6 protein-coding genes are annotated in these 3534 nt (G+C 48.5%); all 6 read left to right on the top strand.

Annotated elements, in window-relative coordinates; genetic code table 11:
* Positions 1 to 502: methyltransferase (locus OEM52_14490; protein ID MDK9701343.1), on the top strand; the 502-nt coding region annotated here is incomplete at its 5' end.
* Positions 499 to 1440, top strand: a complete 942-nt coding sequence (locus OEM52_14485) for a histone deacetylase (GenBank protein MDK9701342.1) — start codon at positions 499 to 501, stop codon at positions 1438 to 1440. The genes OEM52_14490 and OEM52_14485, both read left to right, overlap by 4 nt.
* Positions 1441 to 1635: 195 nt before the next feature.
* Entirely contained in the window at positions 1636 to 2001 is a 366-nt protein-coding gene (folB, locus tag OEM52_14480) for a dihydroneopterin aldolase (protein MDK9701341.1), read from the top strand.
* Positions 1998 to 2489 (top strand): 2-amino-4-hydroxy-6-hydroxymethyldihydropteridine diphosphokinase, encoded by a 492-nt coding sequence (gene folK, locus OEM52_14475; protein ID MDK9701340.1) that lies wholly within the window; start codon positions 1998 to 2000, stop codon positions 2487 to 2489. The genes folB and folK overlap by 4 nt, the downstream gene beginning before the upstream one ends.
* On the top strand, positions 2482 to 3141 hold the full coding sequence (locus tag OEM52_14470; protein ID MDK9701339.1) for a deoxynucleoside kinase: 660 nt from the start codon (positions 2482 to 2484) through the stop codon (positions 3139 to 3141). Before folK ends, OEM52_14470 begins: the two co-directional genes overlap by 8 nt.
* 8 nt (positions 3142 to 3149) lie before the next feature.
* Positions 3150 to 3398 (top strand): hypothetical protein, encoded by a 249-nt coding sequence (locus OEM52_14465; GenBank protein ID MDK9701338.1) that lies wholly within the window; start codon positions 3150 to 3152, stop codon positions 3396 to 3398.
* Positions 3399 to 3534: the final 136 nt, after the last annotated feature.

The following is a 3534-nucleotide window of genomic DNA, read 5'->3' as shown; positions in this document are numbered from 1 at the left end:
ATTCTCTCATGTTGGGGGATTTGGTATTCGTGCTGCAAAACTTGGCGCAAAAAAAGTGGTGATGGTCGACGCATCAGATTCAGCACTCGCATTGGCAAAGGAAATTGCGCAAGCCAACGCTGTTAGTGAGCGTTGCGAATTCATTCGGGACGATGTCATGGAGTGGCTGCCGGAACATCGCGCACATTACGATTTGATTGTTTGCGATCCGCCGGCATTGATAAAAAACCGCTCAGCTATGGCAAATGGCATCCGCGCATATACTTCGCTCAACCGCCGCGCCATGCATCATCTCAAACGCGATGGGATGTTGCTCACCTTCAGTTGCAGCCAATTATTGCAACGGCCGATGTTTCTGCAGATGTTGCGCGATGCCGCGAGAAACGAGCCGTTATTCCTTCACTCCGAATGGAAACAAGCGCCTGATCATCCAATCCTACTTGCTCATCCGGAAACTGAATATTTGAAAGGGGCGATGTTAGTGCAGAGTTTGATGTCATGAATCGATTACGTATTTACCAAGACCTTCGGTTTCGCGAACATCCGGCGGGTGAGATTCATATCGAATCGCCCAAACGATTGCGGGCGGTAGCGGAGGCTTTCGACAAATCCGATGTATTGTGCGATGCCGAATTTTCCGACGGTATCTTATGCGAATCCGCTCAAATGGAATTGGCCCATGCTCCCGAGTATATCGCTCATCTAAAACGTTGGTGTGATCTGAGTGAGTTCATTCCCTCCGCAGAAATCGAACTCTCGCCAAAGAGCTGGGTTGCTATTCAAGCAGCTGCCGGCTCTTGTATTGATGCGGTTCAATCGGCTCTCGATGGCGACATCGATTGTGCGTTTGTCGCACCCCGACCGCCCGGACACCACGCCGAATATCGTCGACCGCTCGGTTTTTGCATGATCAACAATATCGCAATCGCTGCATCTTATGCATTGAAAAATGGAGTAGGAAAAGTCGCAATCCTCGATTTCGATTTGCATCATGGGAATGGAACTCAGAATATCTTCTGGAATAATCCAAATGCGCTATTCATGAGTTTTCATCAAGACCGATTGTTTCCATTGACGACCGGAACGACTCAGGAACAAGGTGGACTTGACGCACTTGGCATGACTATAAACCTCCCCCTGCAACCCGGAGTGGGCGACGAAATTCTTCCCGGGATGTTTGAGGATGTTATCAACCCGGCAATCAAAAACTACCAGCCCGAAATGATTTTTCTGTCAGCTGGATTCGATGGTCACAAAGATGACATTTTAGGAAATCTGCAATTCACCGAAGATGGGTTTCGTTGGATTACCCAACAGGCTTTGAAATGGGCAAGTGACTTAAAGTGTCCGATTGTTTCGGTACTCGAAGGTGGATATACATTGGAGTCATTAGCTTCATCCGCCTTGGTACATTGCGAAACCCTCTTACTGGGCAAGTAATGTAACCGTACGACAGACACTTTTGTCTGTCGAATCATAACGAGTGTTGAACACCGGATAGGTGCAACACCGAAATGTTAGCCCGTAGGGGCGTGCCGCGCACGCCTGTATAGGGCAAATGGCAACCATCCTTTGTCGAAGTGTTTTATCCGTTGGAAATAACATAATTCCTAACACCATTCACACGAAACAACTATGGATACTTTAAAACTCATTGGATTGCGCTATCGCGTGAAACTCGGATTTCTCCCTGAGGAGCGTGTCTTAGGCGGCGAAGTCCGGATTGATATTGCGCTCCATGGCGACTTCCGGAAAGCGGGCGCTTCTGATGATATCGCCGACGCCATCGATTACCGGATGGTTGTCCAAACCATCACAGCCGAGGTGGCAACCCACTCGTTTCATTTAATCGAAGCATTTGCCGAACGCACTGCCACCCAGCTTTTTGAGGCGATATCCGTTATCAATGAAGTGGAGATCACTGTGCGGAAATTGCAGCCCCCGTTGCCGGTTATCATGGATGGAGTAGAAGTAACGATTCATCGTTCCCGACAGCCATGACTCCGGTCGCATTGAGTTTCGGAGGCAACCTCGGCGAGCCGGTCGAAACCATCCAGAAAGCAATCGAATACTTGCGCCGAAAAGGGATTCTCCACCAACTTATCGTATCTTCTTTTTACCGTACAGCGCCGTGGGGCGGTGCCAGCGGAGATGAGTACATCAATGCGGTTGTCGTGGGAAATACTTCCTTTACGCCTGATCAAATCTTAGTCGTAACACAACGGTTGGAAACCCGGGCGGGAAGAGTGAGAACCGGCGAACAATATGCGCCACGCCCCTTGGATATTGATATATTAACGTTTGGTTGGTTGATCGTCGAGAGCGATTCGCTGACGTTGCCACACCCCCGGCTGCGAGAACGCCGGTTTGTGTTAGAGCCGTTTTGTGAAATTGCGCCGGAGTGGGCGATACCACCCGATATGGTTTCGGTAAAAACATTGGTACAACATTGCGACGACCCGCTCCCGGTCGTAAAATGGAATGGGTAAGCAAGGAGGCGTTCTGAACGCGCGGTATATCGCAGTGGAGGGTGTCATTGGTGCGGGGAAAACCTCGCTGGCAAAGATTCTCCAACGTCATTTTGGCGGACAGCTCGTGATGGAACAGCACGAGGAAAATCCTTTTCTTCCTGACTTCTATCGTGATTCTCAACGTTTCGGATTTCAAACCCAAATATTCTTTTTACTCTCCCGTTGGAAGCAGCAACAGGAACTGACCCAACTCAATCTATTCCATGACCGTATTGTATCTGACTACCTCTTCGCAAAGGACAAAATATTTGCGTCAATGAATTTGCAGGAACGCGAATTGGAGTTGTATGAGAAGCTGTTGGAAGCGGTCGAGAGTTCGGTCGTCAAGCCGGACTTGGTGGTTTATCTGCAAGCTTCAGTACAGCGCTTGATGTACAACATCCAGTTGCGCGGCAGAAGTTATGAAAAGGATATGTCCGAGGAGTATATCACAGGCCTCTCCGACGCATATAACCATTTCTTCAGTCACTATCACGACAGCCCTTTGCTTGTGATCAATGCCACCAAACTCGATTTTGTCGGCGATGTCAAACAACAGGAAGCAATGCTGGCATTCATCGCCGATAGTAAATTCACCGGTACCCGGTTCTATCCGAAACCGGAAGAGTAGGAGAATCGTTGGGTGTAGTATATCGCATGGCTGGTCGATCGGTATTCGGCATGCTATTCCGTGTAATCGGAACGATTCTGTTTTGGCTTTTCATCGCATTGTTGAAAAAGTTATTCAGTATTGGTGTTGCGCGGAAACAAAAACCGTTAACGAATCCGGTGGAACCCACTCAACCACCACATGTACCACCTGACCGCAATCCGCGCACACCATCGAAAAAACAGGATATCACCGATGCCGAATGGCACCAGTTGTAAGCAGTAGCTCAGACAATCCTGTCTGAGTTTATTGTAGAATAAAGGTTACAACAAACATAATTCGGTGCCTATTGAAATGATAACAATTGCACATTATGTCCACATCATGCATCATATAACGCACGAAATCCACCCA

The organism is bacterium (genome assembly GCA_030247525.1).
GTDB lineage: Bacteria > Electryoneota > JAOADG01 > JAOADG01 > JAOADG01 > JAOTSC01.
This window is presented reverse-complemented; position numbering and strand designations above follow the sequence as displayed.